Here is a 14,286-nt window from a genome sequence, read left to right on the forward strand (position 1 = left end):
CGTGAGCTGTGCTGTTTGCATAGTTCGCAGTGCTGTTTGCTACCAATGCGGTGCTATTTGCGTAGTTTGCAGTGCTGTTTGCAGTATTTGCTGTTGTGTTAGCTGCATTAGCAGTTGAGTTAGCCGCAGTCGCTGTGCTGTTCGCGTTGTTAGCCGTTGTGTTTGCAGCATTTGCTGTGCTGTTCGCTGCCAATGCGGTGCTGTTTGCAGCATTCGCTGTGCTGTTAGCTGCCAATGCGGTGCTGTTTGCGTAGTTCGCTGTGCTATTTGCTACCAATGCGGTGCTATTTGCATAGTTCGCTGTGCTGTTGGCTACCAATGCGGTGCTGTTGGCGTAGTTCGCTGTGGAGTTCGCTACGTTGGCAGTGCTGTTAGCAGCAGTCGCTGTGCTGTTCGCGTTGTTAGCCGTTGTGTTGGCTGCATTCGCGGTACTGTTGGCTGCCAATGCGGTGCTATTTGCATAGTTCGCAGTGGAGTTTGCAGTATTCGCGGTTGTGTTGGCTGCGTTAGCGGTGCTGTTAGCCGCTGTTGCTGTGCTGTTCGCGTTGTTAGCGGTTGTGTTGGCTAAGTTTGCGGTGCTGTTTGCTGTGTTCGCGGTTGTGTTCGCTGCGTTAGCAGTTGAGTTCGCGGCAGTCGCGGTGCTGTTGGCTGCCAATGCGGTGCTATTTGCGTAGTTCGCTGTGGAGTTCGCGGCGTTGGCGGTGCTGTTGGCGGCTTTGGCTTCGGTGGTGGCGTTGTAGGCCACTTGGGCGACGGCGTAGAGTTGGCTGCCGTTTACGGCGTCAGTCGAAGTGTTGCTCAGAAGACCGGCCGCGACGTTTTGGATGCGGCGTTCTTGGCCGACTGCACCGACGCTCACTACGCCTGCCGGTGTGCTGCCTGAGAAGTTCAGGGTGATGGCGCCCGGGCCGCTGCCGAGGGTTTCGGAGGCGTAGGCGCTGAGGCCTTTGGTGCTGGTGCCGGCGGCGACGTAGGCGCTGTTGGAGCCTAAGAACACGGAATTATTCGTCGTCGTGCTGATGTCGTTACCAAGAGCGAATACGCCGGTTTGGCCTGCGGCTAAGGTGTTGTTGTTACCCACGCTGTAGGACGCGTTGGCGTTAATGACGCTTGGGTCACCGAATGCACCGGAGTTGTGGCCGTGAACTTGGTTGCCTACGCCGATTCCGATAGATTGGTTGCCGGTGACGTTGGACATGTTACCAATAGAAATCCCGGCCTCTCCGCTGACCTGGGAAGAATTACCGATGGCGATGGCATCTTTCGCGTGAGCTCCTGACCAGCGACCTAATGCAATGCCGGCATCTGCGCCTGTTGATACATTTGCAGTGAAGCCTAATGCCAAAGAAGAATAGGCATTAGCATTTGACAAATAACCTAATGCAACACCGCCATCTAAACTGTTTGACTCTCTCCCGATCGATATACCATTTTGGTCAGCGGTGGTTTGAACACCCATTGCAATTCCCCAACGACCCGCCGAAATATTGGAACCAATAGCTATAGCGCTTTTTCTTGCGCTCGTGGCATTACCGATTGAAATCGCCTGTTCTTCACTAGCCAACGCATTAGCGCCCAATGCAATACTATAAGTATCGAGAGCCTTAGCACCGGCACCAACAGCGGTCGCGCTGTCAGCAACTCCTCTAGCATTAGCACCGATGACGGTGGCATTCGTACTGAGTGCTGTCGCATTAGCCCCGATAGCAATTAAGTCACGATGACCGCTTGCTGTGGTTCCTGCCGTCGCATTCGGGCCTAAAGCTATAGAATCAATGCCTTTTGCCCCTTGACCGTTGCGGTTGCCTGCCACAGTAGAATTAATGCCAACGTATTTGGAGCCGGCATCTTGCATAGCGGCGTAAAGTTGGGAACCGCGAATAGCATCGGTGGAATTGGCGGATACTAAACCTTCAGCCAAACCTTGAATGCGGCGGGTTTGGTTGGCAGAGATATTGCCTACGGAAATCACGCCGACGGCACCGGTTACACCTGCGGTAAGGTTATTATCTGAGGCGGTGTAAGCACTGCCGGAACCTAAGAATACAGAATTATTTTCGGTGTTTGTGATGTTATTACCGAGCGCAAATACATCCGTTAAGCCTGCGCCGAGGGTGTTGTTGTTACCCACGCTGTAAGACGCGTTGGCGTTGATGACACTTGGGTCACCGAATGCGCCGGAATTGTGGCCGTGGACTTGGTTGCCTACGCCGATGGCGATGGATTGGTTGCCGGTGACGTTGGAAGCGTTACCGATGGCGATGGATTCAAGGCCGAGCGTTGTGGCGTTTGAACCCATAGCGATGGATTGATTGCCGGCTGCAGTGGCGTTTGTTCCCACAGCAGTGGATTCTAGGCCGGAAGCATTGGCTGCATAGCCTTGCGCGATGGAATAATCATTGAGTGCCTTTGCCCAACCACCTTGAGCCACTGATGTCATACCGTGTGCTTGTGACATATAGCCTGATGCAACAGCACCAAAAGCAGTTGCATTGGCATACGGACCGACAGCCAGTGCCGCCTCATCTAATGCATTTGAACTATAACCCAACGCAGTAGCGCACATTTCAGTAGCGTTGGCATATACCCCGAACGCGGCAGAATTAGCGCCTAAGGCTCTCGTACTGTGACCTACGGCGGTAGCATAATAGTCCGCAAATGAGCGTCCACCAACCGCTACGCCAACTCTATTGGTACTGCTATTACTACCGATTGATACACTTTCTTCCCAAGCACTGGCTGAAGAACCGATAGCGAGCGACAGAGAACCATGCGTGCTTGCATTTAAACCAATCGCTACTGAGCTTTCACCATTTGCATTCGCAAGACGCCCAATCGCTGTTGTGTTATTTAATACTGCAAGAGAATCAGTACCGATCGCGATTGCTGAATCAAGTGTTGAGTATATGTTGGAAGCTGTAGCATTTTGTCCGATAGCAATTAAGCCACGATGGCCGCTTGCTGTGGTTCCTGCCGTCGCATTCGGGCCTAAAGCTACAGAATCAATGCCTTTTGCCCCTTGGCCATTTCTGTTACCGGCGACGGTGGAATTAATGCCAACATATTTTGAGCCGGCATTTTGCATAGCAGCGTAAAGTTGGGAACCGCGAATAGCATCGGTGGAATTGGCGGACACTAAACCTTCAGCTAAACCTTGAATACGGCGGGTTTGATTGGCGCTGATGTTGCCGACGGAAATGACGCCAACTGCACCGGTTACACCTGCGGTAAGGTTATTATCTGTGGCGGTGTAAGCACTACCGGAACCTAAGAATACAGAATTATTTGCGGTGTTTGTGATGTTATTACCGAGCGCAAATACATCTGTTTGACCGCTTGCTAAGGTGTTGTTATTACCCACGCTGTAAGACGCGTTAGCGTTGATGATACTTGGGTCACCAAATGCACCGGAATTATGGCCAGTCACAATATTGCCAACACCGATAGCGATAGATTGGTTGCCGGTGACGTTGGAGTTATAACCAACGGAAATAGATTGATTACCGGTAACGGAAGCATTATAGCCGGCAGCAAGAGAGCCGTTTCCTTTTGCAAAGGTATTGGCCCCCAATGCGGTGGCCTGCATGACATCTTTATCAAAAACTGAGGAGTGGTTAAAACGACCTGCTACGGCATTTGCCCCTAATACGACGTTTTCATCGCCCCAAGATTCGGAATTCATCCCGATAGCTGTGGTGTTAGAAACAAAATTGTAGGCAATACGGCCGTTGTCAGTACCGATTCGTGAGCCAATACCAAGCAGGTTATCCCCATAAACTTGGGAATTCAATGCCACACTATTTTCGCCATAAGCAATACTTTTATCAGCCTCTACTTGACTGGTGAAAGGGTTATATCCTGAGAAACTTCCGACCGCTGTGGAGGCCACGCCATGAGCATAGCCATTAATCGCCGTGGAGTATGAGGCGTTATTCGACGTTGCCTGACCATTAATTACCACTGTATGATCTAATGAGCCAACCCAACTATTTGCTACCCCCTGAACAACAACAGAATTATTACCACTGATCTTGCCCGATACTGCCACAACTTGTGAGCCATCTGCTGACGAGTCATAGCCCAATGCCACAGTTTGACTACCGTTTGCTGTTGTAAATGCGCCCAATGCGGTGTTGTTTGCTCCTGTAGCAGTAGCATTCACCCCTGTGGCAATAGAATTATTACCCGTGGCATTAGCGTTCACACCTTGAGCAATAGAATGATTACCCGCTGCAGAGGCTTTCGGACCGAGGGCCATGGCGTTGATGCCGGTGGCTTGTTGATTGGTGGTGGATCCGCCGAAATTCTCAGTCATATTAGAGTTAACATGAAAATAAGAATAACCCGCGGTACTATAGAGAGTGCCTAATTTTCCTATTGGATCGAAACCTTGGTTGGCAGAAGCACCTGTCGGATAGGCACTCCATGCTAATCCCTTAGAGTCCATTCCTGTTACAGCATCAACAGTTACATTTTGTGAAAGGTGAGCTGAAATATTAGCAAACGACATAGTAAGGCCTAATGCACTTGATGAGATCATATCTCCAGGGGTGCTTGTATGCGGCAGACTATTTACCTGATATGTCGGATCTCCCTCAAAAAAACCAAGCGTAGAATTATAATATATTGCACTCGTGGAGGAATTTGGAATGCTATTAAAAAGATCTGCATACGCCTTTCCATATTTATCACGCTGTGCTGAGGTAGTGTTAGTAACTAACCATGTATCTTGAGCATAGCTACCGCGATTATCAAAAAGATGCGCCCCCATAGCCATACCATCACCGATATAAAGCTTTTCTCCACCGGCAGTTTCATAATAAAAATCGGTAAAAAGCATTTCGCCTTTTTCATTGGAACCGACATATTTTATCGCCTCGGCCGGCTTGGCGCTTAATGTCCATACCAACACGCCCGCGGCGACGGCCGTCAATGCGGTGCTCGTGGCGGAGGCTTTTACGTGTCCGCGCGCGAGTTCGGATACGACGACCCAAGCTTGTTGGGCGGCGTTCCAGACAATTTTGTATATTTTGTTCATTAAAAATCACATCCTCTTATAAAGTTGTGGGTAAAAAATACGGCAAAACGCCGTTTAAATGCGTGTATTTTATACAGACTTAAACAGCGTTATGCTTAGGTGTTTTTTGGCGAAATTTCAAGCGTTTTCCTGCCAAAAAAGCGACGATATTCTATGGGAGTTTTGGGGGAATGTAAAGGCTGTTTTGGGTAAGGATAAATGACGTTATCGGTTCTGCTTTCAGCCACTTGAGGCTTGGTGACAGCCTTTCGGTAAACAGAGGCGAGAACAATCTGATGCATTGCGATTTTTTAAGGAACAAAGCAGGATTTTTTGTGGCTTCAATGCGGTGCTGATTTGATAGTACGGTAATAAATACCCTTTTACTTTTAGATAAAATCAAACTACCATTGCATTACATTTTGCATTACAAATGAGGGAAATTATGGCTACACTAAATGTTCGTTTAGACGACGAATTGAAACAAAAAACTTATGCGATTCTTGAACGTTTAAATATTTCGCCGAGTGAAGCGATTCGTCTTTATTTTCAATATATTACAGAAAATCAAAAATTGCCGATTAAGTCTGTCAGCGTAACGGATGAGGAACAAGAATTATTGGAAACGGTGCGTTATCGTTTGGCAAATCCGCAACAAGGGATTAAGGTGAGTTTAGATGAATTATGAATTGGAGTTTGATCCGCGGGCGTTAAAAGAATGGAAAAAGCTAGATGAAACGGTGAAAACACAATTCAAAAAGAAATTAGCGGCCGTGTTAATAAACCCGGATATTCCGGCCAACCGTCTAAGAGAATTTCCTTATTGTTATAAAATCAAGCTGAAAAAATTAGGCTATCGCTTGGTTTACCAAATTCAGCATGAAAAAGTCGTGGTTTTTGTTGTGGCAGTGGGAAAACGAGAAAAAGAAGAAACTTACGATAAAGCCAAAGAAAGACTTTTCTTTTAACCCGTAGAAAATTCAATGCGGTGCTGATTTGAACTTGCGTGGGAGCACCGCATTGGAGTGAAATTTGGGTGACTTTTAAGGTGAATAATTATATTATTCGCCTTATTTTTTAAGGCGAATAGAGGAAATAATTGCCGTATGAACACGCAAAGCTATATTTGGCAACAGGAAAATTGGACGGATTGGCAATATGATGCGGTGACGGATTTATTAAGTCAGGCGCATTATCGGCAGGGATTGTTATTGGGGCGATTATGGGATATCGGGCTAGGCGAGCGAGCGGCGATCAGTTTGCAGATGTTAAGCGAGACGGTGCTGAAAAACAGTGAGATTGAGGGCGAGCTTTTAAATGCGCAATCCGTTCGTTCGTCCTTGGCACGTCGTTTGGGCATTGAGACGGGCGGGGTTACGCCGGTCGATCGCGTGGTCGAGGGCGTGGTGGAGATGACGTTGGATGCGGTAGAAAATTATCAAACACCTTTGACGCTTGAGCGTTTATTCGGCTGGCATGCTGCGCTATTTCCTACCGGTTATAGCGGGATGGCAAAAATTCATGTGGCGCAATTTCGCGATGATCGAGAAGGCGCGATGCAGGTTATTTCCGGTCGTTTCGGTGAACCGAAAATTCATTTTCAAGCGCCACCGGCCGAGTGGCTAAAAAGTGAAATGCCGCTTTTTTTGGCTTGGGTAAATGATGAAAACGGGCTTGATCCTTTTATTAAAGCGGCTATCGCCCACCTTTGGTTTTTAACGTTGCACCCTTTTGAAGACGGAAATGGACGTATCGCACGTGCAATTGCGGATTATTTATTAACCAAGGCGGATAATCATGGGTTTCGTTTTTATAGTCTTTCGGGGCAAATTCAAAAAGTGCGCGCGGATTATTATGATATTTTGGAACAAACGCAAAAAGCCGAGGTGTCACTAACGGCGTGGATCCGTTGGTTTTTGCAGGCGGTGATTGATGCGATGCGTAATGCGCAAGAAACATTGGAAAACGTGTTGATAAAAAATCGTTATTGGCGCCATTGGCATGCTTTTTCGTTAAACGAACGTCAGAAAAAAGTGTTGAATCGTTTGCTTGATCATTTTGAAGGTAAACTGACGAATAAAAAATATGCGGCGTTGACAAAAGTTTCGCGCGATACGGCATTGCGTGATTTAACCGATTTGGTAGAAAAACGCATTTTGCAACGTGCGAAAGGCGGCGGACGAAGTGTGAGTTATACGTTGTTGTCGCCTGAAATATTACCCGCCGAAGATTAGCTTGCCGTTGGGCAAATTATTGAACGAAGTCGCGTTGCGGCTTTTTTTTGCGGGAACTTTGCGGCTTCAATGCGGTGCTAATTTGAACTTGCGTGGGAACACCGCATTGGAGGTGTTAAGCAAGTACTTCAAGGCCTTTTGATTCGACGAGGCTTAATAATTTAAGGGCGGTACCGCTTGGTTTTTTAATGCCACGTTCCCATTCAGAAATCATATTTTTGCGGACGTTAAGATAATGGGCGAAGACAGCTTGCGATACGCGGGCATTTTGGCGAATCGCTTTGATTTCATCCGGGCTAAAGGTCGGAACGGCGGGCAAACATAATTCATCGAATTTTTTCATCGTTTTTTTATCTATTGCGCCCGTTTCATATAAATCCGCCGCATTTTCGTGGATCATGGCTAAAATTTCACTCATTTGTTACCTCCGGAAAAATTTCAATAAAATAGCCGCGTTTAATTTGCGTTAAAATTTGTTGGGTCGTTAGTTTGAGATATTCTTGGGCTAATTCTTTTAATGCCGAGAGCTCTTTGGCGGTGATATTATCGCGCTGATTTTTGCTGATTCCGGCAACAAAATAGCAGTTTTCATTAATGCGATAAAAAATAAAAGATCGGTACCCACCACGACGTCCTTGCTGATTGCCGGGCAACCGCTGTTTTATGATATTTCCACCTAAGTCCGCATCAATTAATCCCGCTTCAGCTCTGGTGATGGCTTCATATAATTCACGATCCGAAATCCGATTTTTCTGCGCAAATTTATCGAAAGCCTTGGTTTTAAATATTCTCATTTGCCCTCTCTGTCATCTTTAGCATTATATTAACATGGTTGCGCAGGCTCGACAAACTACCCTATAAATTTGAGTCGCGAAGACAAAATGGCTTCAATGCGGTGCTGATTTGAACTTGCGCGGGAGCACCGCATTGGAGTGAGGGTGATTGCATTATTTTTTAGCGATTCTATAATGTTTCACAAAATCACACTTTAGGAGGAAGCAGATGCAATCGACTTTAAGACAGCAAGGCGGGGCGGCGGTATTGACTGTTCCGATGGCGATTTTGCAACAGATGGGTTGGCAGATCGGCTATAAAATTAATTTGCAGGCGCAGGGCGAGCAGATCGTGTTAACACCGGTAAAACGCGCGGCGCGCGGGCGAAAGACGGTGTCGGAATTGTTGTCTGGGATTGATTCGGCAGAGATTGCCGAGCTAAATGCGTCGGTGAGCGATTTTAGTGAGACGAAATCCGTGGGCAAGGAGATGATTTGATGCGTGTTCCGAAAAAAGGTGAGATTTGGCATATCGATCCGGATCCGACCAAAGGCAGTGAGCTGCGTCGGCCGCATTATTTTATTGTGGTGACCGATGAGTTGTTAAATCGGGCATTGGGTACGGCGTTGTGCTGCCCTATTTCAACCGGCGGAAAGGTGGCACGTTCGCAAAATGTGACGGTGGCACTTGAGGGCAATAGTACGGCGTCCGGTACGATCACCGGGGTCATTCTTTGCCATCAGGTGAGGGCATTGGATTTAGCCGCGCGTCAGGCTAAGTTCGCGACAATTGCAGAGGATTATTTGATCGAAGAGGTGGTGATGAAACTGGTGGATTTGATTGATCCGCAATAAGCTTTCCTCCGTAAAATTCTATTAAGCCACGTTGCGGCTTTTTTTTTGCGGGAACTTTGCGACTTCAATGCGGTGCTGATTTGAACTTGCGTGGGAGCACCGCATTGGAGGTGTTTTGGATTTGGGGGTTTTGGGGTAAATCAGGACAATTTTTAATTTGAAATCAAGGCAAACAAGGCTATACTTAAAACGTATCATTAAGTGATACTAAAAAAGGGCTAAACTAAAGGATTAACGATTGAGGAGAGGCTGAATTTTGTCAGCAATGTAAATTATGAATATGCGACTACAAGTGAAACAATGGGGTAATAGTAAGGCAATCCGTTTACCAAAGGACTTTACTGATGCAATGAATTTAAATATGGGCGATTTTTTAGAGTTAGAAAAAATTAGTCACGATACGATTAAAGTGGTGATTCTCCCGAATACCCCGGAGAAAAAAAGAAGATTAACATTAAGTGAACGCCTTGCCATGACTGAACTTGAACGGTTACCCGTTGTTGAAGAATGGGATTCACTCACACCGAGAGGAAAAGAAATTTAATGGCCGGCGTAATATTTAAAAGAGGCGATATCATTACTGTTTGCTTAAATCCGGTGGTTGGAAACGAACTGCAAGGAGAAAGACGCCCGGCTTTAGTATTAAGCAGTAGCGAATTTCACAAATTAGGATTTATGATGATCGCCCCGATTACACAAGGCAATGCGGCGCTTGCCAGAAATAATGGCTTTGCCGTGACATTAAGCGGAAGCGGCTGTAGAACGCAAGGCGTTATCGTTGCATATCAAGCTCGAATAATTGATTTTAGGAATCGAAACGCCGAAAAAATTGAATCTGTGCCTGATTATGTTTTATCTGAAACGCAAGATATCATTGAAGCTATTTTAAAAGATGAATAAAAAATGCCCCAAATTTGGGGCAATTTTTTTACACAATACACACGGCCAAACTTAATTGTTTGTTGTGGAATTGATGAAGGGTGCCGCGGTGGCCGACGCTTAAAATAATCATATTCGGCAGGCGGCTTTTGATGGTTTGATAAAGTAATTGTTCCGTCGGTTCGTCCAGTGCCGAGGTGGTTTCGTCGAGAAACACGACATCGGGTTTGGTGAGCAAAATGCGAATGAAAGCAACGCGTTGCAATTCACCCGGCGAGAGAACGGCTTGCCAGTCGTTTTCTTGATCCAGCGCGGGCAAGTATTTCTCCAAACAACAATCCCGCATTATGTTTTCCAGTTCTTCGTGATGCGGATTGATGTCAGGATAACAAATGGCTTCGCGCAAGGTGCCTTGCGGCATATAAGGACGTTGTGGCAGGAACAGGCTGCCGCTGCACGGGTGTTCAGCAATGCCGACGGTTTCAAAAGGGTAAATTCCCGCAATGGCTTTCAATAAAGTGGTTTTGCCGGTGCCGGAAGCGCCTTGAATCAGCAAAGCGTCGCCATTTGTTAATTCGACGTTAATGTTGTTAAGCAAAAGGCGTCCTTGTTCGTCTTTTACGCCGAAATCTTTCAATGTTACGCGATTTGAGCATTTGTAAGGCCGGCTTACTTCCGATTGATCTAGGTCATCCAATTTGGTCATAAAGCCGTGCAGACGATTTAGGCGCGCTTGGTAAAGGGTGAATTGTTCGTAAAACAAGCGGAAAAAGGATAATGCGGTCATTAAGCGGTTAAACGCTTGTACGGTTTGGTGCATATCGCCGAGTTTGATTTGGCCGCTGAAAAAACGCGGTGCTTGCAACATTAACGGCAGCAATTTGGCGGTACGGGTGACGCCGGTGTTAAAGCCGTCCAAGCCGAGCATTTTCAATACAATCGCCCAGCGGTTGCGAATAATGTCGGCAAATTTGTGCTGCAAGAAAATGCGTTCTTTTTGTTCGCCTTGATAAAAGGCGATACTTTCCGCATTGTCGCGCACGCGAATGAGGGAATAACGATAATCGCCGTTGAGTTTTTCTTTGTTAAAGTTGAGTTTGATTAGCGGGTGGCCGATCCACACGGACATTAGCGTAGCAAAAATGATGAAGGCATAAATAAAAAAGACGACACCCTTTTCGATGTTCAATCCAAATAGGCTTAACACACCGGACAGCGACCAAAGAATAATGGTGAATTCAATGGTGGTGAGAACAGAATTGATGACGCCGCGCGCAATTTGTACGGTGCTGGAAATAAATTCGCGTGCATCTTGTTCGATCCGCTGGTCGATATTGTCGGGCAGTTCACGTTCATATTTAAGGCGATAATACTTTTTGTTTTCCAACCAACGTCGTAACAGCACCGCATTGAGGCTTTCCAGCCAGCGGATTTCAAATACTTGGCGTAGAAAATAATCGGCGATGGAGTGAATCACTTGCACTAAAACCAGCACCGCATTGAGTTTGGCGAAAAACCAGAATTTATCGGCGTCGAGTTCTTGCATTGCGCTATATAAGCCGTTGTAAAAAAACGAGTTAAGCACACTAAAGCGCACTTCAAGCAAAATCATTAAAAATAGCAAGAGTAACAACGCGATGATTTTGAGGCAGTTTTGCCGCGTTACGGAGGGCGCGGCGATTTGCCAAAATTTTTTGCCGAAGGCGGTTTGTTTTAAGGCAGCGATGCTGATGACAAAGCACAACACCACCCAGAAAAGGGCGTTTAAAAGCCAGCTTAAACTGTTATTAAGTTCGGTTTGCCAGTTCATAAATTTCCATAAACGAAAAAAGGGCGAAAGCTTCGCCCTAAATTTTAGCAGTTAATTAAAATTCCACTTTTGCGTTAAGCATTACTTCACGACCATAGCCTAAAGACACCGGCACGATGTAATTATCCGCATTACCGGAAGTGGATTGATAATACACTTTGTCGGATAGGTTTTTACCATTCAATTGAAGGTTAACTTTTTTACCTGCAATTTTCGTTTCGTAAGCTAAATAGGCATCGTAAACGGTGGCGCTTGGAATTTTATACGCCTTTTTATAGTTAGAACTATAAGCCGTCCAACTGCCGAGATAACGCGCGCCGGTGCCGACACGCCAGTGGCCGCTTAAAAACTCGCCTAAATCGTAGCTTAAGAATAACGCCGCTTGATGTTTTGGTACGCCATTTAATTGTTTACCTACCGCATCGCCGTATTTATCGTCTTTTAAGCTTTTCACTTTGGTATAAGTATAAGTGGCGGAAGCGCTTAATTTATCGGTAATGTTACCGTTAATATCGATTTCGATACCGCGAGAACGTTGTTTACCCGCGATGTAAACGTCACCGTTTGCATCTGTTTGTGAAACGTTGTGTTTATCGATATTAAATAAAGCCAAGGTGGCGTTAATATCGGCGCTTTCGTATTTCATACCGGTTTCAATGGATTTGCCTTTTTCCGGTGCCAAGTCCGAAGACACTTTATCCGCAATACTATATTGCGGACGGAAAGATTCCGCATAATTGGCATAAGTCGCCCAGTTTGATGTCAACTTATAAACTGCACCGAATTGATAAAGCAGTTTGCCGTCATGTTGTTTGGTGTTCGGTACGAAAGTCGCGCCAATGCGGTGCCGTCCGGCTACTTGATCAAAATATTCATAACGCAAGCCGCCGGTTAAGATAACGTTATCGGTAAGGTAAGCGGTATCTTGAAGGAATGCGCCAAGTGTTTTGATATGGTTAATCTGATAGTTGTTTGCTGCCGGTGCTGCCACTGCCGGCGGATTGGTATAAACCGGATGATCGATATTAATGGTGCGCCATAGCCCGTTGTTATAAACCGGCCCAGTTGTGCGATAGTTGCGCGTTGCATCCAGTCCAAAGATAAAACGGTTGGCCACTTCGCCGATAGCGAATTCACCGATTAAATTGGCCGATGCAGTATGAATGCGCTGATCGGCGGCTTGCATTTCGGTACGACGCAATGCAGTGCGCGGTGCCAAAGGATTGGAATAAATTACCACGCCCCGCGCATTGCGTTGCTGATAGGTTAAAGTTGCGCTATCGCTGGTATTTACTGCCACTACACGGGTTTGGCGATAATGATATTTATCGCGCGCATAACCGTAAGCAAAGTTGATTTTCCATTGGTCATTTAACTTATGTTCGAGTTTTACTTGAATATTGTCGGTTTTGCCATAGGTTTGGTTATTCGGCTCGTCTAAACGACGTTCCGCCGGAATATTCACTACGTGGCCGTTAACCAATTGGGTACCGCGATCAAACGGCTGTGTATAATCAAGATGTTCGTAAGTCGCTAAAACTTTTGTTTTATCGTTTTCCCAAGAAAGCGACGGGGCATAAGTGGTACTTTTGATCTGACCGAAATTACGCCAATAATCTTTTTCTTGTTTGTCGTAAATAAAGCGATACGCAAAACCGTTGCCTAAACCGCCTGTAGAATCGAATTGCGTCCCCCACATATTATGAGTGCCGAAGCTCGCCCCGACTACGTGTTTACTTTCTTGCTGCGGTTTTTTGCTAATCACATTAATAATGCCGCCCGGATCTTGAATACCGTAAAGCACTGATGCCGGCCCCTTCAAGACTTCCACGGTTTCCGTGGTCGCACCGAAGTTATGTGACGGCCCCGCTTGCATACCGTTACGCATAATTGAATTATCACGGTTACCGCCGAAGCCGCGTTTTTGCACCGCATCAAACACTCCGCCCAACGTATTGGCTTGGCTTACCCCGCTCACGCTGGAAAGGGCGTCAATCAAATCATTCGGTTTACGATCTTCGATTAATTTTGTTGTCACCACATTTACCGTGGTCGGCGTATCAATAATCGGCACATTTACTTTCGAAACAGACGAAGTTCCAACAGCGTGATAACCGATTTGCTGTAATTCCTGTGCGTTTACGTCAATCGTATCCAGCATTTCCGTATTTTCTCCGACTTTTGCTTGTTTTTGCTCTTGCGGCTGCGCCAACGCGGAACCGGCAATACTCGCCAAAATCGCGGTATAAATTACGCTATGTTTAAAAGTCATTCTTGGTTTCCTTAAAATGAGAGTAAAAAAAACGGCGGCAAGTATAACGAAAACGATTGCCTGACTCAATAGGAATTATTCGCATTAATTATCCGGTCATAAAAATTCTGTGAATATTGAAATCAGCACCGCATTGGACGCTTATCCGGCGGGCTTCAATGCGGTGTTGAAACGCGATCTCAATAAGCCGTTGGATCAGACGAACTTCCGGCAAAAAATAACCGCACTTTAATTCGTTCCTAAAAAACAAACTAAAGTGCGGTTATTTGAGTTGGTCTGTAAGCCGAGTTCTGTCGTGGACAATCATTCCTCTAGACGGCGAATTACTCCGCCGTTCAAGCAACCTACCCGAACTCAGGGTGGGCCACCCCTTTTGAGTCCCTACTTGGTTTTGCTACGAGTGGAGTTTACCCTGCTGCCAACCGTTACCGGCGGCACGGTGCGCT

13 protein-coding genes and 1 other RNA gene are annotated in these 14,286 nt (G+C 46.3%); 8 read left to right on the plus strand and 6 right to left on the minus strand.

The genetic code is table 11. The features are described 5' to 3' along the window. Positions 1-5,038: ESPR-type extended signal peptide-containing protein (locus tag ACO59Y_RS01415; RefSeq protein ID WP_486129992.1), on the minus strand; the 5,038-nt coding region annotated here is incomplete at its 3' end. Between the two features lie 424 nt (positions 5,039-5,462). Here ACO59Y_RS01415 and ACO59Y_RS01420 point away from each other — a divergent pair. The 3 genes from ACO59Y_RS01420 to ACO59Y_RS01430 all read left to right on the plus strand — a co-directional run bounded on the left by ACO59Y_RS01420 (position 5,463) and on the right by ACO59Y_RS01430 (position 7,251). After that, positions 5,463-5,705 carry a type II toxin-antitoxin system RelB/DinJ family antitoxin gene (locus ACO59Y_RS01420; protein WP_373604222.1) on the plus strand — a complete coding sequence of 81 codons (243 nt, stop codon included), beginning with the start codon at positions 5,463-5,465 and terminating at the stop codon, positions 5,703-5,705. Further along, positions 5,695-5,985, plus strand: coding sequence for a type II toxin-antitoxin system RelE family toxin (locus ACO59Y_RS01425; protein WP_486129994.1), 291 nt, complete (start codon positions 5,695-5,697; stop codon positions 5,983-5,985). Before ACO59Y_RS01420 ends, ACO59Y_RS01425 begins: the two co-directional genes overlap by 11 nt. A 138-nt stretch (positions 5,986-6,123) precedes the next feature. Further along, complete coding sequence (locus ACO59Y_RS01430; RefSeq protein ID WP_486129996.1) at positions 6,124-7,251, plus strand: Fic family protein; 1,128 nt, start codon at positions 6,124-6,126, stop codon at positions 7,249-7,251. 115 nt (positions 7,252-7,366) lie between these two features. On the opposite strand, the gene ACO59Y_RS01435 is transcribed toward ACO59Y_RS01430, so the two are convergent. Together ACO59Y_RS01435 and ACO59Y_RS01440 are read right to left on the minus strand one after the other, a co-directional pair. Beyond that, positions 7,367-7,669 carry a helix-turn-helix domain-containing protein gene (locus tag ACO59Y_RS01435; protein ID WP_486129998.1) on the minus strand — a complete coding sequence of 101 codons (303 nt, stop codon included), beginning with the start codon at positions 7,667-7,669 and terminating at the stop codon, positions 7,367-7,369. Then, positions 7,662-8,045, minus strand: coding sequence for a type II toxin-antitoxin system RelE/ParE family toxin (locus ACO59Y_RS01440; RefSeq protein WP_486130000.1), 384 nt, complete (start codon positions 8,043-8,045; stop codon positions 7,662-7,664). Before ACO59Y_RS01440 ends, ACO59Y_RS01435 begins: the two co-directional genes overlap by 8 nt. A 208-nt stretch (positions 8,046-8,253) precedes the next feature. On the opposite strand from ACO59Y_RS01440, the gene ACO59Y_RS01445 reads away from it, so the two are divergent. The 4 genes from ACO59Y_RS01445 (at position 8,254) to ACO59Y_RS01460 (ending at position 9,779) form a co-directional block, all read left to right on the plus strand. Further along, the gene (locus ACO59Y_RS01445) at positions 8,254-8,523 is read left to right on the plus strand and encodes an AbrB/MazE/SpoVT family DNA-binding domain-containing protein (RefSeq protein WP_486130002.1); all 270 of its coding nucleotides are present in this window, start codon (positions 8,254-8,256) and stop codon (positions 8,521-8,523) included. Continuing rightward, positions 8,523-8,879 (plus strand): type II toxin-antitoxin system PemK/MazF family toxin, encoded by a 357-nt coding sequence (locus ACO59Y_RS01450; protein WP_486130004.1) that lies wholly within the window; start codon positions 8,523-8,525, stop codon positions 8,877-8,879. Before ACO59Y_RS01445 ends, ACO59Y_RS01450 begins: the two co-directional genes overlap by 1 nt. Positions 8,880-9,153: 274 nt before the next feature. Next, the gene (locus ACO59Y_RS01455) at positions 9,154-9,423 is read left to right on the plus strand and encodes an AbrB/MazE/SpoVT family DNA-binding domain-containing protein (protein WP_373604217.1); all 270 of its coding nucleotides are present in this window, start codon (positions 9,154-9,156) and stop codon (positions 9,421-9,423) included. Further along, a complete protein-coding gene (locus tag ACO59Y_RS01460; RefSeq protein ID WP_486130012.1) occupies positions 9,423-9,779 on the plus strand; it encodes a type II toxin-antitoxin system PemK/MazF family toxin in 357 nt (118 codons plus the stop codon). The genes ACO59Y_RS01455 and ACO59Y_RS01460 overlap by 1 nt, the downstream gene beginning before the upstream one ends. A gap of 28 nt (positions 9,780-9,807) precedes the next feature. Here the strand turns inward: ACO59Y_RS01460 and ACO59Y_RS01465 are convergent, their stop codons facing one another. Both ACO59Y_RS01465 and ACO59Y_RS01470 read right to left on the minus strand, forming a co-directional pair. After that, positions 9,808-11,568: an ABC transporter ATP-binding protein/permease gene (locus ACO59Y_RS01465; protein ID WP_486130006.1), complete on the minus strand. Its 1,761-nt coding sequence runs from the start codon at positions 11,566-11,568 to the stop codon at positions 9,808-9,810. A 55-nt stretch (positions 11,569-11,623) separates the two neighbouring features. After that, positions 11,624-13,840, minus strand: coding sequence for a TonB-dependent siderophore receptor (locus ACO59Y_RS01470; RefSeq protein WP_486130008.1), 2,217 nt, complete (start codon positions 13,838-13,840; stop codon positions 11,624-11,626). A 109-nt stretch (positions 13,841-13,949) separates the two neighbouring features. Between ACO59Y_RS01470 and ACO59Y_RS01475 the strand changes: the two genes are divergently transcribed. Beyond that, the gene (locus ACO59Y_RS01475; protein WP_486130010.1) at positions 13,950-14,072 is read left to right on the plus strand and encodes a hypothetical protein; all 123 of its coding nucleotides are present in this window, start codon (positions 13,950-13,952) and stop codon (positions 14,070-14,072) included. A gap of 31 nt (positions 14,073-14,103) precedes the next feature. Here ACO59Y_RS01475 and rnpB read toward each other — a convergent pair. Next, positions 14,104-14,286, minus strand: an RNA gene (gene rnpB / locus ACO59Y_RS01480) — RNase P RNA component class A; the annotation flags it as partial.

This window comes from Rodentibacter sp. (assembly GCF_057314195.1).

Bases quoted from the DNA above. Each gene is read 5' to 3' on its own strand.
- ACO59Y_RS01455 (WP_373604217.1), top strand. From the start codon at position 9,154: ATGAATATGCGACTACAAGTGAAACAATGGGGTAATAGTAAGGCAATC.
- ACO59Y_RS01470 (WP_486130008.1), bottom strand. From the start codon at position 13,840: ATGACTTTTAAACATAGCGTAATTTATACCGCGATTTTGGCGAGTATT.
- ACO59Y_RS01460 (WP_486130012.1), top strand. From the start codon at position 9,423: ATGGCCGGCGTAATATTTAAAAGAGGCGATATCATTACTGTTTGCTTA.
- ACO59Y_RS01465 (WP_486130006.1), bottom strand. From the start codon at position 11,568: ATGAACTGGCAAACCGAACTTAATAACAGTTTAAGCTGGCTTTTAAAC.
- ACO59Y_RS01440 (WP_486130000.1), bottom strand. From the start codon at position 8,045: ATGAGAATATTTAAAACCAAGGCTTTCGATAAATTTGCGCAGAAAAAT.
- ACO59Y_RS01430 (WP_486129996.1), top strand. From the start codon at position 6,124: ATGAACACGCAAAGCTATATTTGGCAACAGGAAAATTGGACGGATTGG.
- ACO59Y_RS01425 (WP_486129994.1), top strand. From the start codon at position 5,695: ATGAATTATGAATTGGAGTTTGATCCGCGGGCGTTAAAAGAATGGAAA.
- ACO59Y_RS01435 (WP_486129998.1), bottom strand. From the start codon at position 7,669: ATGAGTGAAATTTTAGCCATGATCCACGAAAATGCGGCGGATTTATAT.
- ACO59Y_RS01445 (WP_486130002.1), top strand. From the start codon at position 8,254: ATGCAATCGACTTTAAGACAGCAAGGCGGGGCGGCGGTATTGACTGTT.
- ACO59Y_RS01450 (WP_486130004.1), top strand. From the start codon at position 8,523: ATGCGTGTTCCGAAAAAAGGTGAGATTTGGCATATCGATCCGGATCCG.
- ACO59Y_RS01420 (WP_373604222.1), top strand. From the start codon at position 5,463: ATGGCTACACTAAATGTTCGTTTAGACGACGAATTGAAACAAAAAACT.